10 protein-coding genes are annotated in these 17,883 nt (G+C 67.4%); 5 read left to right on the forward strand and 5 right to left on the reverse strand.

Annotation, left to right across the window (positions count from 1 at the left end):
- Window positions 1–17: 17 nt before the first annotated feature.
- On the forward strand, window positions 18–1,427 hold the full coding sequence (gene mdtD, locus AC5P7X_RS18260) for a multidrug transporter subunit MdtD (protein ID WP_005418383.1): 1,410 nt from the start codon (window positions 18–20) through the stop codon (window positions 1,425–1,427).
- 390 nt (window positions 1,428–1,817) lie between these two features.
- On the opposite strand, the gene AC5P7X_RS18265 is transcribed toward mdtD, so the two are convergent.
- Window positions 1,818–5,345, reverse strand: a complete 3,528-nt coding sequence (locus tag AC5P7X_RS18265; protein ID WP_495215244.1) for a hybrid sensor histidine kinase/response regulator — start codon at window positions 5,343–5,345, stop codon at window positions 1,818–1,820.
- 96 nt (window positions 5,346–5,441) lie between these two features.
- The gene (locus AC5P7X_RS18270; RefSeq protein WP_329843200.1) at window positions 5,442–8,984 is read right to left on the reverse strand and encodes a hybrid sensor histidine kinase/response regulator; all 3,543 of its coding nucleotides are present in this window, start codon (window positions 8,982–8,984) and stop codon (window positions 5,442–5,444) included.
- Window positions 8,985–9,148: 164 nt separating this feature from the next.
- Between AC5P7X_RS18270 and AC5P7X_RS18275 the strand changes: the two genes are divergently transcribed.
- The 3 genes from AC5P7X_RS18275 to AC5P7X_RS18285 are packed head-to-tail and all read left to right on the forward strand — an operon-like array spanning window position 9,149 to window position 10,940.
- The gene (locus tag AC5P7X_RS18275) at window positions 9,149–9,781 is read left to right on the forward strand and encodes a YceI family protein (RefSeq protein ID WP_053499626.1); all 633 of its coding nucleotides are present in this window, start codon (window positions 9,149–9,151) and stop codon (window positions 9,779–9,781) included.
- A gap of 10 nt (window positions 9,782–9,791) precedes the next feature.
- Window positions 9,792–10,364 (forward strand): cytochrome b, encoded by a 573-nt coding sequence (locus AC5P7X_RS18280; protein WP_005418388.1) that lies wholly within the window; start codon window positions 9,792–9,794, stop codon window positions 10,362–10,364.
- Window positions 10,365–10,367: 3 nt separating this feature from the next.
- A complete protein-coding gene (locus AC5P7X_RS18285) occupies window positions 10,368–10,940 on the forward strand; it encodes a YceI family protein (RefSeq protein WP_005418389.1) in 573 nt (190 codons plus the stop codon).
- A gap of 71 nt (window positions 10,941–11,011) precedes the next feature.
- On the opposite strand, the gene AC5P7X_RS18290 is transcribed toward AC5P7X_RS18285, so the two are convergent.
- On the reverse strand, window positions 11,012–11,242 hold the full coding sequence (locus tag AC5P7X_RS18290) for a glutaredoxin family protein (RefSeq protein WP_032954410.1): 231 nt from the start codon (window positions 11,240–11,242) through the stop codon (window positions 11,012–11,014).
- Between the two features lie 100 nt (window positions 11,243–11,342).
- Here AC5P7X_RS18290 and AC5P7X_RS18295 point away from each other — a divergent pair, with 100 nt between their 5' ends.
- Window positions 11,343–12,725 carry an L-serine ammonia-lyase gene (locus AC5P7X_RS18295; protein WP_065178205.1) on the forward strand — a complete coding sequence of 461 codons (1,383 nt, stop codon included), beginning with the start codon at window positions 11,343–11,345 and terminating at the stop codon, window positions 12,723–12,725.
- Window positions 12,726–12,791: 66 nt separating this feature from the next.
- Here the strand turns inward: AC5P7X_RS18295 and AC5P7X_RS18300 are convergent, their stop codons facing one another.
- Both AC5P7X_RS18300 and AC5P7X_RS18305 read right to left on the reverse strand, forming a co-directional pair.
- Window positions 12,792–14,615: a S8 family serine peptidase gene (locus AC5P7X_RS18300; RefSeq protein ID WP_253137290.1), complete on the reverse strand. Its 1,824-nt coding sequence runs from the start codon at window positions 14,613–14,615 to the stop codon at window positions 12,792–12,794.
- Window positions 14,616–14,681: 66 nt separating this feature from the next.
- The gene (locus AC5P7X_RS18305; RefSeq protein WP_329843203.1) at window positions 14,682–17,810 is read right to left on the reverse strand and encodes an ESPR-type extended signal peptide-containing protein; all 3,129 of its coding nucleotides are present in this window, start codon (window positions 17,808–17,810) and stop codon (window positions 14,682–14,684) included.
- Window positions 17,811–17,883: the final 73 nt, after the last annotated feature.

Here is a 17,883-nt window from a genome sequence, read left to right on the forward strand (position 1 = left end):
TGCACCGGCCACACCCCATGTCCACATCGCCATCGACCTACAACCGCCAGCGTCCCCTGCTGTGGCTGGTGTCCCTGGCGATCTTCATGCAGATGCTGGACTCGACCATCGTCAACACGGCGTTGCCGGCGATGGCGGCCAGCCTGGGCGAGAGCCCCCTGCAGATGCAGTCGGTGGTGTTCAGCTATGCGCTGGCGGTCGCCACCTTCATTCCCGCCTCGGGCTGGATCGCCGACCGCTATGGCACCCGGCGCACCTTCCTGGTGGCGATCATCCTGTTCACCCTCGGCTCGCTGGCCTGCGCGTTGGCCCAGCACCTGCACCAGCTGGTCGGCGCGCGCGTGCTGCAGGGCATCGGCGGTGCGATGCTGCTGCCGGTCGGTCGGCTGGCGGTGATGCGCTCGGTGCCGCGCGAGGATTTCCTGCGCGCGATGAGCTTCATCGCCATCCCCGCGCTGGTCGGCCCGCTGATCGGCCCGACGCTGGGCGGCTGGCTGGTCGAGATCGCCTCATGGCACTGGGTGTTCCTGATCAACCTGCCGATCGGCGTGATCGGTTTCATCGCCGCGATGAAGATCATGCCCGACCATTACGCCAGCCATCGCACCCGTTTCGACCTGCGCGGCTACATCATGCTGGCCTTTGCGATGGTGGTGCTGTCGCTGGCCTTGGACGGCATCTCCGGACTCGGCACCCCACACGCGCTGGTGATGCTGATGACGGTCGCGGGCCTGGCTGCGCTGGTGGGCTACTGGCTGCATGCCGCCAATTCCACCGCACCCTTGTTCTCGCTGGCCCTGTTCCGCGTACCCAGCTACCGCATCGGCATCCTCGGCAACCTGTTCTCGCGCATCGGCAGCAGTGCCATGCCGATGCTGATCCCACTGCTGCTGCAGGTCGGCCTCGGCCTGGGCCCGATGAACGCCGGCCTGATGATGGTGCCCGTAGCGGCGGCTGGCATGGTGTCGAAGAAACTGGCAGTGAAGCTGGTCGAACGTTACGGCTACCGCCGCGTGCTGATGACCAACACCGTGCTGGTGGGGCTGGCAATGGCCAGCTTCATCCTGATGACACCTGGCCAGCACCTGGCCTGGCGCCTGGTGCAGCTTGCGTTCTTCGGCGCGGTCAATTCACTGCAGTTCACCGTGATGAACACCGTGACGCTGCGCGACCTTGACCGCGAATTCGCCAGTTCCGGCAACAGCCTGCTGTCGATGGTGATGATGCTGGCCGCCGGTTTCGGCGCCGCGGCGGCCGGCAGCCTGCTGGCCGCGTTCGGCAATCACCTGGACAGCAACAGCGCGACCGCCGCGCTGCATGCCACATTCCTGTGCGTGGGCGCGATCACCCTGACCTCGACGATGATCTTCTGGCAGCTGCCCGACACCAAGCCCGAACCGCGGCAGGTCGAGCACGTCGCGGAGTGAGGGTGGTTCGGCAGGGCCTGCGGCCCTGCACCCGCGGTAGTGCCGGCCGCTGGCCGGCAACAGCAACAGCCAAAGCGGCATTCCGTGGGTTGGCGGGGCGGTGTCGCAGTGCGGGGACGCCGCAAGTACGTCCTTGTAGGCTTGGCAGCCGCATCCATGCGGCTGACACCCCGCACTGCGACACCGCCCCACCTCTGGACACCGCCCCACCTCTGACAGATTCCGGCGGCTCTTAATAGGTGTCGACCTTGAACGACACATCTGTCAGATATCGAAATCGATCTGGGGTCAGATCCGTTTTCCTACGGGAAACGGATCTGACCCCACGCCATTTCGACAGCACGCAGAATTCTGTCGAAGGCGGGTGCAGGGCCGCAGGCCTTGCAGAACCTACCTACCCGTGACCCTGGCGATCGCTTCCACCAACAGCTCACCAGTCACCGGCTTGCGCAGGAAGCCGCCAATGCCGGCTGCTTCCACCTGCTGCTGCAGGTCCGGATCGGTCCGCGCCGTCACTGCCAGCAGCGGCAGCATGTAGCCCTGGTTGCGCAGGTGCTGGGCCAGCTCGAAACCACTCAGGCCCGGCAGGTCCAGATCCAGCAGGCCGACGTCGAAATCGCCGGCACTGACCTCGCGCAGCGCCGCCAGCGCATGGCCGGCATGCACCACCTCGTGACCGCGTGCGCTCAACAGGCCACGCACCACGTCGGCCACGGTGGCATCGTCCTCGACCAGCAGCACCCGCAGCGGCGGCATGTTCGCCGCTTCGTCGCGATGCCCCTCGGCCGATGCCTCGGCATCGCTGTTCACCACCAGCGGCAACGGCAAGGTCACGCCGAAACAGGTGCCCCGACCCAGCTGGCTCTCCACCTGGATCCGCCCCTGCATCGCATGCGCCAGCTCGCGGCAGATCGCCAGACCGAGGCCACTGCCACCGTACTGCGCGGCGGTACGTGCACCATCGGCCTGCTCGAAGCGGCGGAACAGGCGCTGCTGTTGTTCCTGGCTGATGCCCGGGCCGGTATCGCGCACCTCGAAGTGCAGCGCACGCAGCTCGCCATCGCAACGTGCATGCAGGGTGATAGTGCCGCGGCTGGTGAATTTCACTGCGTTCGACAGCAGGTTGAGCAGGATCTGCCGCACGCGCATGGCATCACCGGTCGCCTGCAGGCCCGCAGGCAGCTGATTGTCGAGGACGAAGCGCAGGCCCTTCTGTGCAGCCAGCGGGCCCATCAGCGCCGCCAGATCCTGCAACAGGCCATTCAACGCAAACGACTGCGACTGCAGTTCCAGGCGCCCGGACTCGATCCGCGCCAGGTCCAGCGCATCGTTGACCAGGTGCAGCAGGTGCTCGCCAGCATGCCGGATCGACTGCGTGTAGCCACGCTGCTGCGGGTCCAGTGGCGAGGCCAGCAGCAGCTCGCTCATGCCCAGCACGCCGGTCATCGGCGTGCGGATCTCATGGCCAAGGTTGGCCAGGAAGCGGGTCTTGGCCGCCGACGCCTGCTCGGCCAGTTCCTGCTTGTGCAGCGCCAGCTGGTAGGCGTGCCGCCGCTGCAGGCGGCGTCGGTACAGCCAGGCAAACCAGCTGGTCAGCAGCAACCCGACCGACGCCAGCACCAGCAGGCCGGACAGGCTGCGCCACCACGGCGGCTGCACGCGGAATTCCAGGCTCTGCACCCGCGACCACACATGGTCGGCCGACCGGGCCTGTACTTCCAGCCGGTAGCTGCCCGGCGCCAGGCGCGAGAACAGGCGCTCGCCGGCCGGGCCGACTTCGACCCAATCGGGGTCGTAGCCGGCCAGGCGGTAGCGGTACGTATTGGACGCCGAGTCGGCGAAGGACAGCAATCGCGCGACGATGCGCAGGTCGCGGTCGCCATCGGCGATCTGCAACGGCGCATCGTGGGTCATGTCCAGCACCTGCTCGTTGCGGCGCACTTCCACCCGCTCGATCACCAGCGGGGCGCGACGGACCGAAGGCCGTACCTGCTCCGGGTCGAACACCACCGCGCCCGCTGCCGTTCCGGCCACCAGGTGGCCATCGGCCGCTGCGATCAAGGTGTGCTCGCGGAATTCCTGGCTTGGCAGGCCGTCGTGCACGCCGTACAGGCGCACGCTCTGCCCATCGGCACTGACACGTACCAGGCCGCGTGCGCTGGTCGCCCAGGCCACGCCCTGCGCATCCACCACCAGGCCGGAGGCGGAGATCGCCGGATAGCCCTGTTCGGCACCGACCACCGCCTGCCGTTCCAGGCGTCCCTGGCTCCAGCGGTAACGGGACAGGCGACCATCCTCGGACAACCAGACCTGGCCGTCACGGCCCACATGCAACGCATGGATCGCCGTTGCCGGCGCACCCGGCACCGGCTGGAAGCGCTCGCTTTCCGGCAGCCACTGCAGCAGGCCACGGCTGCTGGCCAGCCAGATGTGGTCCTGCGGCCCGCATTCCACATCAAGGTTGAGCTGGCCCTGCTGCAGGCCGCGCTGGCCATTGTCCAGCTGGCGCCGCACGTGGCCGTCGAGGTCGCGCTGCTGCAGGCCTGCGGGCAGCATCAACCAGAGGCTGTCGCCGTCGCAGGTCATCATCGCTTCGACCACCCCTTCCATCGCCGCATCTGCACCGGCATCACGGCCCCACCGACGCAGTTCACGCCGTTGCGGGTCGTAGCGCACCAGCGCATCGGTCGATCCAATCCAGACCTGGCCACGCCGGTCCTCACGCACCGAGGTCAACCAGTGCATGCCGTTGACCCAGGTGCGATGCTGCTCGATCCTGCCGGTCTTCGGATCGAAGCGGTCCAGCGCGCCATGGCTGCCCACCGTCCAGACGCCGCCGTTGCTGGAGGGGCTGGTACCCAGCACGAGCGCATTGCGCAGCGAGCTGGGGTCGTCCTCCAGGCGCGACAGCACCGAGAACTGCCACCAGCGTGGCAGCAGGTGCCACAGCCCGGCATTGGTGCTGGCCAACCAGATGCCACCTTCGCGGTCCTCGTAGGCACCGGTCCAGTTCGGCCGTACCGGACCGCGCGCGATCGCGCTGTACAGCGGCACGGTCTGGTACTGGCCATCGACCGCACGCCCCAGCCCGGTGCGTGTATCCAGCCAGTGCCCGCCCTGCTCGTCGCGCAGCATCATGCCCAGCACCTGCTCGCCCGGCGGCAGCTTCCACGGGGGGGCTTCGAAGCGGCCATCCGGGCGGCGCACGGTGGCGCCGGCCATCGTGCTGATCCACAGGCTGCCATCCGGTTCGGCGGTCAGTCCGTTGATCAGAAGGCTGGGGATGATGTCCGTACCGACACGCTCGAAGTCGGTCCCGGTCCAGCGCGCCACGCCATGCTTGGTGCCGATCCACAGGCTGCCATCGGCCAGCGTGGCCAGGTAGGGCACCGACGACGAAGGCAGGCTGCGCGGATTGTTCGGCTCGGGCAGGAAGCGCTGCAGGCGATCCTGGCTGTCCAGGCGGTACAGGCCGCCTTCGTGGGTACCGAACCAGATCGAGCCATCAGGCGTGCTGGCCAGGCTCCAGACCGTGTTGGTACCCATCAACGGCTGGCTGCTGCGGTCGTAGAAGTGCAACTGGCGGCGGTCGGCCGACATGCGCACCAGGCCGGCGTTCTCGGTGCCTATCCACAACTGGTTGCGGACATCGACCAGCACCGTCCAGATGCGGTTGTCACGCAGTCCATCCTCGGAACGCCACACGCGGTAGGTGCGGCCGTCATAGCGGGCCAGGCCATCGTTGGTAGCGATCCACAGGTAACCGTAGCGATCCTCGGCCATGCGGTTGACGGTATTGGACGGCAGGCCATCGAACACCGTCACCTGCCGCGGGCTCGGAGGCACCGGCTGTGCCGCAGCGGGCAACGCGCAGCACAGGAGGACCAGCAGCAGCATCGCCGCCCGCAGATACACCACCGATTGCCTCCTCACGCTGGTCCTGATGATTCCCGCGCTGCGGGCGTCGGCATGGTAAACCGAAAGTCGCGCCGTTCACGCCCGGCGTCGGCGTCGTCACGCAGTCGCCTGTCGTTTCGCACGTGCCTGGGCGATGGCCGTCACCAGCAGGTCGCCGGTCACCGGCTTGCGCAGGAAGCCATCGAAGCCTGCGGCCAGCACCTGGGTTTCGGCGTAGGCATCGGAACGCGCAGTCACTGCCACCAGCGGCAGTTCATAGCCCATGGTACGCAGCTGGCGGGCGATGGCCGTACCGTCCAGCGCGGGCAGATCGAGATCGAGCAGGCCGACGTCGAAACCATCGGTGGCGATCTCCGACAGCGCGCCCAGGCCATGCAGCACGTGGACCACCTCATGCCCGCGCACGCGCAGCAGGCCGGCGATGACCTCGGCCACCGTGGCATCGTCCTCGACCAGCAGGATGCGCAGCGGCGGCAGTTCCGGCAGGGCCGCCACGTCGCCCGCTTCGCTGGCGGCCTGGCGCGTCCAGGGCAGGGGCAGGCGCACGCGGAACCGCGCGCCCTTGCCAGGCTGGCTGTCCACTTCGATGCGCCCCCCCATCGCCACCGCCAGTTCCTGGCAGATCGCCAGCCCCAGACCACTGCCGCCGTAGCGCGACGCGGTACGCGGGCCGTCGGCCTGTTCGAAACGATGGAACAGGCGCTGCTGCTGCTCGGCGTTGATGCCCGGGCCGCTGTCATGGACTTCGAAACACAGGCCGCCCTTTTCTTCCAGGCGTACGGCCAGGCCGACGTGGCCGCGCTCGGTGAATTTGATCGCGTTGCCGAGCAGATTCAGCAGGATCTGGCGCACGCGCATTTCGTCGCCACTGACACTGACCGGCCCGGGCGGGTCTTCGCCGCGCTGGAACACCAGCTGGCGTTGCTGCGCCATCGGCTGCATCAGGCCCTGCACCTGGTCCAGCAGCTCCCCCAGATCGAACGGGCGCAGGTCCAGCTCCAGCCGCCCAGCTTCGATCCGGGCCAGGTCCAGGGCATCGTTGACCAGCCGCAGCAGATGGCTGCCGGCCTGCTGGATGGACCCGGCGTAGCCGCGCTGCACCGGATCCAGCGGAGTCGCCAGCAGCAGTTCGCTCATGCCCAGCACGCCGGTCATCGGCGTGCGGACTTCGTGGCCCAGCGTAGCCAGGAAACGGCTCTTGGCCTGCGAGGCCTGCTCGGCCAACTGCTGCTTGTGCACCGTCAGCTGCCATTGCTGGCGGCGGCGCAGCCGCGCGCGGATCGACCAGACCAGAACCACCAGCAGCAACGACCCCAGCAGGATGTAGCCGAATATCGCCATGCCGCTGCGCCACCACGGCGGCAGCACCTTCACCTGCAACTGCTGCGAAGGTGTCCACGCGCCCCGGGCAGTCGCGGCCTGCACCTCGATGACATAGCGGCCGGTCGGCAGCCGCGACAGGGTGCGCTGGCCATCGCCCCCCTGCTCCACCCAGTCCTGGTCGTAACCCTGCACGCGGAAGCGATACCGGTTGCCCTGCGGGCTGGCATAGGACAGCAGCCGCGCATCGATCTGCAGATCGCGGTCGTCCGGTCCCAGCAGCAGGGTGCCGGTGAGCGGCAGCGGTTGCCAGCCGCGTGCGTCGTCGCGCCGCACCCGCACTTCGGCGATCACCAGCGATGAAGGCGGCAGCACGGTGTCGTCGGCATTCACATCAAAGGCGACCAGGCCGGTCTGGGTAACCGCCAACACGCGGCCATCGGCGTTCACCGCAGGTGGCCGACCGGTGAACTCGGCATCGGACAGGCCATCGCGTTCGTTGAACTGTTGCAGGCGCCGCGTCTTCGGGTCCCACCGCAGCAGGCCGCGCGGCGTCGTGGCCCACAGCTGGCCGTTGTCGGCCAGCGCCAGCCCCCCCATGGTCACCGGCGGCACGCCCGCACTGCCGTCGATGCGCTGGATCAGGCGCAGGCTCATGCCATCCCACTGGTAGCGCTCGAAGGCGCCTTGGCGCGCCAGCCACAACTGCTGCGGATCGATCCATGCCAGATCGTAGATCGGGCCGCGCGAAACGCCGGGCACTGCCTCGAAGCGTCCGGCCTGCTCACGCCAGATGCCCATGTCGCCCATCACCCAGGGCCGGCCGTGGGCGTCGAAGCGGATCTGCTCGATCGGCGCATCGGCCGTCCCGCGGAAATGTTCCAGCGGATGACTGTGCAGCAGCCGGCCCTCTGCATCGCGCTGCTGCAGGTCCAGGCCCATCACCGACACCCACACCGTGCCATCAGGGGCCTGCCGCATCAGGTCGATGCGCTGGCGCAGGTCGGCACTGCCATCGATCCGCAGATCACGCAATGCGCCGGTGGCCGGATCGTAGACGCTGATGCGGCCGCCGCGTCCCAGCCACAGGCGACCATCCGGGCGCGGCAGCACCGACCACACCACGCCGTTGCCGAGCTGCCGGTCGCTGGCCAGCAGGCGCAGGGTGCCCTGCGCATCGAGCTGGTACACCCCTCGCGCCGAGCCGACGTAGTAGTTCTTCCCGTCGCTGGCCGCGCTCAACAGGTACTGGCTGTCCAGCGGCTTGCCGTCGAGCTGGTTCCAGATCGAGAAGCGCCGCCAGTCCGGTGGCAGATAGGCCAGGCCCTGGGTCAGCAACGCCACCCACAAACCGCCCTCGTGGTCCTGCAGCAGGTCAAGCACACCGCTGTGCGCGGTCAGGAAGCCGCTGCCGCGGTCCCCCTCCAGCCGGCGCAACGCCGCCGCATCCCCTCGCAACAGGCCATCGGAGGTACCCGCCCAGTAGCCCCCCTGGCGATCGGCCAGGACCAGGGCCGACCGCAGCTGGGCACTGTCGGCCCATCGCGGGCGACTGACCCGGTCCTGCCCATCGATGCGGTAGAGGCCATCGTTCTGGCTGCCTACCCAGATCGAACCGTCTGCATCACGGCTCAACCGGAGCACGCTCAGCCTCCCCAGTTCCCGCGCGGCCACCGGCTCGAAGCCGCTGCCGTTCCAACGCGCCACACCGGCTTCGGTGCCGACCCACAGGCGGCCCCGCGCGTCGACCAGGCTGGTGAAGATGCTGTTGCTGGGCAGGCCACCCGGGCGCGCGGGATCATGGGTGTAGAGGCGCACGCTGCCGTCTTCGCCGAAACGGCAGACGCCATGGTTGTTGGTCCCGATCCACAAGGCGTCGTCGACATAAGCCAGTGCCCAGAACTGCCCCTGGCAGGTGGAATTGACCGTATCGAAGGTCTGGAAGCGCTCGCGGTCGGCATCCAGGCGTGCCACGCCCTTGCCATTGATGCCCACCCAGACCCGGTCCAGCGGGTCGATCAGCAGGGTCTCGATCTCGTTGCCAGGCAACGAGCCCGGCTGTTCCGGGTCGTGCTCCCAGACCCGCAGGCTGTTGCCGTCATAGCGGGCGAGTCCACCATCGGTGGCGGCCCAGACGTGGCCCTGGCGATCCTCGGCCAGCGCCACCACCATGCGAGACGGCAAGCCTTCGGCGGCACCGAAGCGGCGCAGGCGTGGTGTTTCTGCCATGTCCAGGGTCGCAGCCGCCGTGGCCATCGCCACCAGCAGCAGTCCCATACCTGCGATGCCACGGCACCACCGGCGCCAGCCGCTCGTCATCCTGAACCCCCTGTCCTGCGCCGATTGTCACACAGGGCCGGGGTCATGGCTGCAACAGCCTGTTTCCAGCGGCGGCACCACCACGAACTGTTGCACCCATGCACGCAACGTTGGCAGGGGGCTGTGCGTATGATCGCAGCGTCCCCTTCCGGAGCCCGCCATCGATGCGTCCCTGCCTGGCCCTGTTGCCGATGCTGCTCGCCACCGCCCCTGCCTGGGCGGCCGCTGACACCTATCGCCTCGATCCGGTGCACACGCGGGTGCTGTTCTCGATCGACCACGCAGGCTACTCGCAGGCCATGGGCACGGTATCGGGCAGCGAGGGGCGCGTGCGGTTCGATCCCGACAACTGGCGCGACGCCACCGTGGAAGTGGATATTCCGGTGTCGCGGCTGGACCTTGGTGATGCCAAGTGGAACCAGGCCACCTTGGCCCGCAGCCTGCTCGACGGCGAGCGCTTCCCGACCGCGCGGTTCGTCTCCACCAAGGTCGAACCGATCGATGCCAGGCGCGCCCACGTGATCGGCACGCTGACCCTGCGCGGGGTCAGCCAGGAAATCACGCTGGATGTGACCCTCAACGCCATCAAGCGCTATCCGCTTCCCCCGTTCCGACGCACCGCCGGTTTTTCCGGCAGCACCACGCTGAGCCGGCGCGCGTTCGGCATCACCGCCTGGCCGGGCGTCATCGGTGATGCAGTACAGCTGAGGATCGAGGCGGAAGCCACCCTCGACCGCAGCGACGCCCCGGGAACTCCCGCTCCCCTTCCACACTCCGACCCCAAGACGGCCCGCTAGAGGACCCCTCATGACCGCCAAGAACACCCCCGCCGCCTGGGGGAGTGTCAGCCAGATCCTGCACTGGTTGATCGCACTGCTGATCCTCGCCTTGGGCGTGGTCGGCCTGACCATGGGCGAACTGCCCAAGACGCCCAAGTACTTCTGGGTCTACACCGCGCACAAGTCGATCGGCATCACCGTGCTGGCGCTGGTGCTGTTCCGCCTGGGCTGGCGCCTGTACGCCGGGGCACCGAAGCCGGTGCCGGGCGTGCCCAGCTGGCAGGAGCGCATCGCCAGCGCCACCCACGTGCTGCTGTATGTGCTGATGTTCGCCATCCCGCTGTCGGGCTGGCTGTACGATTCGGCCAGTGGCCTGCGCCCGTTCCGTTGGTTCGGCCTGGTGGACGTGCCCAAGCTGAGCGGCCCCGACCCGCAGGTCGTCGCGGTGTCCCATGCCCTCCACGAATACGGCTTCTGGCTGTTGATCGCGGTGGTGCTGGCCCATGCCGGCGCTGCCTTCTACCACCACCTGTTCCAGCGCGATGCAACGCTGTCCCGCATGTTGCCGCGTGGCTGGCTCGCCTCCCCTCAGAAGGACTGACCGATGAACCTGAAACTGACCACTCCGGCCGCCGTGGCCGCCGCCCTGGCCGGCATGCTGGCCACCGCTCCGGCACTCGCTGCCGATTACGCGCAGGCTCCCGGCGCCGGTTCGATCCTGGTGTTCGCCACCAAGTACGACGGCGAAGTGTTCACCGGCAGCTTCCCTGGCTTCGCGACCAAGCTCAGCTTCGACCCGGCCAACCCGGCTGCCGGTTCGCTGGATGTGGTGATTCCGCTGGCAGGCGCCAAGAGCGGCAACAGCGATCGTGACTCGACCCTGCAGGGCGCCGACTTCTTCAACGTCGGCAAGTTCGCCACCGCGCGCTACACCGCCAAGGGCTTCCGCGCCATGGGCAATGACCAGTTCGCCGCCGATGGCACCCTGGAGCTTCGTGGTGTCAGCAAGCCGGTCACGCTGACCTTCACCTGGAAGCCGGGCACCCAGCCGGTGCTGACCGGCAAGGCCACGGTCAAGCGCCTGGACTTCGGCGTCGGCGGCGGTGACTGGGCCGACACCAAGACCATCCCGGACGAAACCGCGATCAGCACGATCGTGAAGTTCGACGCGAAATAAACCGCATCTGGTAGTGCCGGCCGCTGGCCGGCATCACCCGGAACAGAGGGGTTGCCGGCCAGCGCCCGGCACTACCGATCGACGGCCAGCCACGCCTGAACCGTGGCCGCGTCGAACGGCCAGTCCAGCTCGCGGTCGCCGCGCTCGTCACGCAGCACCGGCACCCGCGTGCCATAGCGCGCTTCCAGCGCCGGCTGGTCGTCCAGGAACACCGATTCGAACTCCGGCGCCCGTGCCCTGGCCAGCTCGGCCAGGGCCATGTCGCACAGGTGGCAATCGTCACGTTGGATAAGGGTCAACACCGGCCGGGCTCCCGTGGCGGAAATGCTGCGCCGCAGCCATGGAAGTGCGGCGTGAACCGCTAGAATAGCGATCTCTTCCGGTACCCGCAGTACGGCAACCATGGCTGTCAGCACGTTCGACGTTTTCAAGATCGGCATTGGCCCGAGTTCCTCGCACACCGTCGGGCCGATGAAGGCCGCCGAGCGATTCATCCATCGCTGGCTGCTCGACCCGGGCCGCCTGCACGAGGTCGCGCGCATCCGCGCCGATGTCTATGGCTCGCTGGCACTGACCGGCCGCGGCCACGGCACCGACAAGGCGATCCTGCTCGGCCTGGAAGGCCAGCGGCCGAACCTGATCGATCCAGACATCATTCCGGCCACGCTGGAGCGCATCCGCAGCAGCAAGCGCATCCAGCTGATGGGCCAGCACGAGATCGCCTTCGACGAGAAGCGCGACCTCGGCATGAACAAGCGCCAGAAGCTGCCCTACCACACCAACGGCATGCGCTTCACTGCCTACAACGCCGACGACGAAGTGATCGCCACCCGCGACTATTATTCGGTCGGCGGCGGCTTCGTGGTCAACCAGGACGACGCGGCCGATGATCGCATCGTGCCCGACGAGACCCCGCTGCCCTACCCGTTCAAGAGCGGCGATGAGCTGCTGGCGCAGACCGCGCGCAGCGGCCTGAGCATTGCCCAGCTGATGTTCGAGAACGAGAAGTGCTGGCGCAGCGAAGACGAGATCCGCGCGCGGCTGCGCGAGATCTGGAGTGCGATGCAGTCGTGCGTGGCGCGCGGCATCCGCGAGGAAGGCGTGCTGCCGGGTGGCCTGAAGGTGGGCCGTCGTGCGCCGGCGTTGTACCGCGAACTGTCGTCGAAGCCGGAAGCGGCGATGCGCGATCCGCTGACCACGCTGGACTGGGTCAACCTGTACGCACTGGCAGTGAACGAGGAGAACGCTGCCGGTGGCCGCGTGGTGACTGCGCCGACCAACGGTGCGGCCGGCGTGCTGCCGGCGGTGCTGCACTACTTCGATCGCTTCTGCCCGGGCGCGAACGAACAGCGCGTGTTCGACTTCCTGCTGACCTCGGCGGCGATCGGCATACTCTACAAGGAAAACGCCTCGATTTCCGGCGCCGAAGTGGGCTGCCAGGGCGAGGTTGGCGTGGCCTGCTCGATGGCGGCCGGTGGCCTGGTCGCGGCACTGGGCGGGAACCCCAGCCAGATCGAGAACGCCGCGGAAATCGGCATGGAACACAACCTGGGCCTGACCTGCGACCCGATCGGTGGCCTGGTGCAGATTCCCTGCATCGAACGCAACGCGATGGGCGCGGTGAAGGCGATCAATGCCTCGCGCATGGCGATGCGTGGCGACGGCAAGCACAAGGTGTCGCTGGACAAGGTGATCAAGACCATGCGCGATACCGGCCGCGACATGCAGGACAAGTACAAGGAAACCAGCCGCGGAGGCCTGGCGGTGAACGTCATCGAGTGCTGACGGTTCCACATGATCGAAGCAGAAAGGCGGCTCATGGCCGCCTTTCTGTTTTGACGCGGGGCCGCTTCAGCGTGTCAGGCCCAGCACCGAGACATCGTGGAAGTCTGTGTCCCCCACCACGTGCACGTACCAGATTCCCGAAGCGGGGTGGCTGATCACAATCGCCTCTGCGGTTCCTGGCTTGTTCGAGCGATACTCCGCGGTTTCCGGCACAGCGTCCTCATTGCGGCTGGCGTACAGGCTGATATTTCCACTCCCGCCCAGCGTGCGCAGGTTCAGGGTACGCGTCCCGCCCGGCACATCCAGCGAGTAGACGATGGTCTGCCCGGCAACTCCACTCTGCGCATCCAACCGTACGTTGGGCTGCAGGGCCAGCTTCGGCTGCGCCGGCAATTCATTGCCTAGGGCTAGCTGCACCGCGCGATAGGCGTCGGCAATACCCGCACCCATCGGCTTGCCGGCGGGCGGCGCTGCAGGGAACGGACGCACGGATCGCACGAGGATGTCGCGCACCTCGTCCGGCGTCAGCACTCCACGCCCCGCCTTGATGGACGCCGACTGTACCAGCGCCGCAATGGCAGCCACATGCGGTGCTGCCATCGAGGTTCCCTGCATTCCAAGCAGCAGGTTGTCATTGTTGGCGCCCTGCGTGCCGCCATCGCCCGTGGACCAGATCGCCGCCATCGAGGGAGCCAGGCTCATGTCGATATCCCCGCCGGGAGCAGACAGCGTGACGGTCGAGCCATAGTTGCTGTAGCTGGCCTTCGCCCCTCCCATACCGGTCGCCCCCACCGCAATCACGCCTGTACAGCTGGCGGGGGAGAAACCTGCCGTGTCCGAGTTGGAGTTGCCTGCCGCTGCGACGACCACACTGCCGAGACGACGTGCCGCATCAACGGCAGCCTGGTGCTCCGGGCTCTCCGCGCAGGAACGTCCTCCGCCCAGGCTGAGATTGATCACCTCCGCCGGTGTGGTGTTGTCGGGAACGCCAGCAACCTGGCCGCCGGCCGCCCATATAATGCCGTCGGCGACGTCGGAGGTGAATCCTCCGCACCGGCCCAGGACACGTACCGGCTGCACCCGTGCACCGTGCGCCGCACCCGCGATGCCGATTCCATTGTCGGCAACCGCCGCGACAGTACCGGCAACGTGAGTGCCATGCCAGCTGCTGTTGCTGATCCCACACAAGCTGCCATCGCTCCAGTCCCCGGGGTCGGTGGGATCAGGATCACGGCCATCGCCGTCCACGGCGATATCCGGATGATCATCGTCCTGTCCGTAGGACGCGATCATGTCGTAGCCGGCAACCATATTTGCGGCGAGGTCGCGATGCTGAAGCACCCCTGTGTCCAGCACCGCCACGACAATGCCCTCGCCGGCACTGTCCTGCCAAGCCTTCGGTGCGTGGATGCCGCCGATGGTTTCTAGCATGTCCCACTGCAGGTCCAGCAGGCGCGGGTCATCGGGCAGCCCCTGCACTGGATACATACGATGATCGATCTGCGCATAGCGCACCGCCGGATCTTCGCGCAACGCCTGCAGCAGGCGTTCGCTCTCTGCACCGCGCAGGGCACGCGAAGCAATCACAAGCTCGGAACCCAGTGCCGTCCGCCGCTGTGCGCGCAGGCGGGGAATGATCTGCGAATCCCGGCCCGACCACGCTCTTGCGGCGGCAGCCGCCAACGTGGACTGCACCGCATCCGGATCATGGTTCATCAGACCCGATCTGAAATTCACGATGAAACGCCGGTTGCCTTCCTCGACTTCTCCGACAGGGACATGCAGTGCTCCGCGGACCTGGGCATTGGCCGCAGAGGTGATCGTACAGCCAAGGCCAAGAATGATTGCTCCGGCCAGCAGACCGATACGCGACGCTTGAATCGAACTCATCTTTTCTCCAGAAATTCGGGAAACCCATGCCGGCCAGCCTGGGCCGCCCGGCAGATGCAACGCGGACTACAGATCGATCCCAAAGCCCATACCCGCAGAACGTTCATTGCCACTGAACGCTCCTCCCAGGCTGAAACTTGCGCGTGCACCGAGCTGTTTTCCATATCCAATGGACAGGGCCTTCTGGCCGCTCTGCCAGCCCGCGCCTACACCAAGGCGGCCACGTTCGCTACGGCCGCCGGCCGTATTCACGGCCATGTTCAGCATTGCCGAGCTCATCGCCCCCTGCCGATCAATACGCCGGTCCTGCCTGCCCAACCGCTGCCCGATTTCGCGGGTGACCTCGCTGAAGCGATCATCCATCGCGTTGAAGCGCGCATCGGTATAGTCCTTGGCCGATCTCAGGGTCTGCTGGCTGGCATCCTTCACTTGGCCAACATTGGCGGCATCGGTATCCCGGATGCCAGTGGCGACCTGGGTCAGCCGACGTTCGTTGCCGGCGCTGCCAATCGAGACCGTATTCGCTTCGTCTGCAACGGAGTCCTGGCCTATGGCTACGGCACCTTCGGCTGTCGCAGACGCATTCTGTCCCACAGCGCTCGCGCCTCTGGCGGTAACACGGCTGTCGGCACCCACGGCCACGGCATCCTCGGCGACGGACGACACTCGGCTGTTGCTGCCCAACGCGGTGCTGTTGGATGCCTCCACACTCGCGCCGTGGCCGATCGCCGTATCGTTGCTGTCCTTCGCGCCGGAACCTTTGCCGACGGCAAGTCCGTCGCCCCCGCCGGAGGGCGGCGGCAGGCCGATCCCACCGTCACCGGGATCGGTTCCGCCCGACTCCAGGCTGCCGACCCGAGCCCTGAGCGACCCCAGGGCGCTGTCCAGGGCGCCCAGAGCTCCCCCTACGTTGCCGTAGCGCACACCCTGCACGGTGTAGACCGGGCCGATCATCAGGCCATCCCCTCCCAGGCCCGCACCGCCACCGAGAGCACGTGCAACGCCTTCCAGCTGGTCGACATTGACCGCGTCACTGCGCTGGACACCCGCTTTGAGGTTGCGAAGACGGGTGCCATCGGCGCCTGCGAAGCTGACGCTGTCCATGTCGGTGCTGTCATATCGCACCGCCAGGGCACCGCCATCCCCTACCAGCGCAATGGCATCATCAAGCTGGCGCTTGTTGACCGCATCGGTACCTGCAGTGCCGTCGGCAACGTGCGCCAACTGCCGCTCGCTTCCAGCACGCCCGATGGAAAGAGTGTCAGCGCGATCAGCTACCGAGCCGTAGCCCAATGCAATACTGCCGCCAGCCTTTGCGATTGCTTCGTTGCCCACTGCGACCGCCCGCTTGGCCTGGGCCTTGGAGCCAACACCCATCGCCACTGCATCGTCGCCGGGTGCCGCGCTGTACATGCCGATGGCCGAAGCGCGCCACCCTGCTTCTGCAAAGGGACCGATAGCCAGCGCGGCGTACTGGTTGGCCTGGCTGCGAGCGCCCAATGCCATCGATTCGCTGGCCGACGCGCTTGCTGCGTAACCGACAGCAGTCGACAACGTTCCCTGGGCTTTCGCGTCCCAGCCAAATGCTTGCGCAGAATCGTTGCTGGCCAGCGCACCGTAACCAACGGCGGTACTCCACGGGCCCACCGCCCGGCTGTAGGTACCGACGGCGAGCGTGCGGCTGCTTGTCGCCTCCGCGCCGAAACCAATCGCCGTGCTCTGCGTCGCTTTGGCGCTGGACCCCGCACCCACCGCAAGCGAGTAGGCACCGTCGGCACGCGCACCTGCACCAAATGCAGCAGCGCCCTCTCCGCCAGCATGAGTGACACGCGCTACGGGCTCGTCGCGTATCGGGCCCAGATAGGTGCCGCCCACCGCCGTAGCGAAGTCGGCCGTGGTGCTGCTTCCCTGCCCCACCGCAACACCGTTCAGGCCGCTGGCGGTACTGCTGCCGCCAATACCCACGGCGCCGTCCGACACTGCCAGTGCCTGCATGCCCATCGCCACGGCCGCATCGCCATAGGCACCTGACTGGTAGCCGCCGGCGATGCTGCCGATGCCCTCGGCACTGGCCTGGCTGCCCAGCGCCAACGCGCCCTCGCCGCCACCAAACGCAGCCACGCCCAGCGCAATGCTCTCGCTCGCTTCCGCGCCGACTTCCGCGCCTGCCCCCATGGCAATGCCCCGCATTCCATCGGACCGCGCCTGATGCCCGATGGCGACCGCCTCATCCTCCTGGGCGGTCGAATGTGCCCCCAATGCGACCGAACCGCTACCAACGGAACGGGCCCCAGCCCCTACCGCCATGCTGTTGTCACCCTGTGCCTCGGTGACATAGGCCAGGCAGAAGCTGCAGGCATAGCGCCCGCCAATGGCAATGCTGCCAGCGCCGTCCGCTTGAGCGACGTAGCCCACAGCCACACCTCGCCACCCGCTCGCGATTGCTCCCATGCCCGCTGCCACGGAGCCATCACCGACCGCAGTGGACGCAGCGCCAAGCGCCAGTGAGTAGTCCCCCAGGCTGCTCGCCGACCATCCGAGTGCGGCGCTGAAAGGCCCCGCACTAAGCGCCACGTGCCCCAATGCCAACGAATGATTGCCTATGGCGCTTGCTTCCGCGCCTGCGGCGAGGCTGACGTAGCCGCTGGCACTCGACAGCGCACCCAGCGCGGCGGCACCGGCAGCACCGGCGAAGCTGGATTCACCTAGGGCGACCGCGGACGCGGACAGTGCTGACGCACCATAGCCAACGGCCACCGCACTGGTGCCTATCGCCGATGCGGCAGACCCCAGAGCAAGGCTCGCCTCACCATCGGCCAGCGCTCCGTCTCCCAGTGCCACGCTGGAGGCTTCCTGTGCCAGTGCTCCTTGTCCGATCGCGATGGCCCCCTCGTCCCTGGCATGGCTGGCTTCGCCAATGGCGATGCTGGCGTCGCCCTCTGCGAGACTATCCGCGCCCAACGCCGTTGCTCCATCTCCCAGCGCTTCGGCACGCTGGCCCAGCGCAACACCATCCTTGCCATCGATGCCTGCATCGGGCGGCACGGCCAGTGCGGATGCAGGCAGCAGCGCGCACGCGACCAGAATCCGAGGCAAGTGGCGACTGCCTCCAGCGCCTTGACGCCGCGCCAACTCGGAGACAACCACCCATCTGCCCGACACCTTGTTCCAGACCCGACGGAAAATCCTGTTCATGCAGTCTCTCTCTTGACCCCACAGCAATGGCTCCTCTGCCAGCGGCCGTGCCGGCCTGGCTGCAGAGGAAGGA

The organism is Stenotrophomonas sp. YJH_SMC_53, from assembly GCF_059369995.1.